Source organism: Pseudomonas sp. P5_B2, assembly GCF_056400445.1.
In genome coordinates this window covers 1-843 of record NZ_JBFULH010001219.1, presented here as the reverse complement: position 1 = coordinate 843, position 843 = coordinate 1, and the positions used below count along the sequence as shown (strand labels likewise).

Below are 843 nucleotides of genomic sequence, written 5' to 3'. Positions count from 1 at the left end.
ACCATGGCTGGCGAAGGCTTTGATGCAGTGATCGGCAATCCGCCCTGGGAGAAAGTAAAGCTCTCACGACACGAATTTTTGAAGTCTACCGGCACCAAACGGCACTATGGGGCGCAGGTCCACGGTCTTGATGAGGAGTTGTTTGCTGTACAGCGTGATCAGATGGCGAGCTATTCTCAGCGGCTGTTAGCTCGGTATCCCGATCTAGGTAATGGAGAGCCTGACCTTTACGTTGCCTTTACGGATCTCTTCTTTGAACTCTGTAAAGAGCAGGGAACTGTGGCTGCTTTAATTCCTGGTGGGTTAATCCGTTCGCAGGGCACTAAGGAAATGCGGCGAAAGATTTTCGATTCGAGTCAAAGCGTTTCGCTTTCGATTATCGATAACCGAGCCCGGTTCTTTGCTATCGACACGCGGTTTAAGTTTCTGGCGATGGCGTTGGTGAAGGCGGGATCTGGGAAGGGAAAGCGTGAACCGATCCAGCTTCTGCATGAGCGTGGAACCACTACGGGCTTGGAAATTACGGGCAAGGCAACTATCGGTCGCGCTGCGTTGGTTGATGTAAGACCAGACCTGAGTTTACCAGAGGTCCGCAGCATTGCTGAGTGGAAGCTTTTTTCCAAAATTTCTGAGGCGGGTTGCTCTTGGGAGGAACCTGTTTACGGCTGGACTCCGAAGTTCTGTCGCGAGGTCGATATGACTAAAGAACGGCCAAAGTTTTTGGGATATGACGCTCATGGGGCAATGCCATTGGTAGAGGGGCGCATGGTGCAAGCCCATCGCTTTGGTGTAAAAGGGCACGTCTCCGGTACGGGGCGCAGAGCAAGGTGGGAAGCCTACCCC

1 protein-coding gene is annotated in these 843 nt (G+C 52.8%); it reads left to right on the top strand.

What is annotated here, in order from left to right; genetic code table 11:
• The coding region (locus tag AC1DRJ_RS30330) for an Eco57I restriction-modification methylase domain-containing protein (protein WP_477805360.1) at window positions 1-843 on the top strand (843 nt) is incomplete at both ends.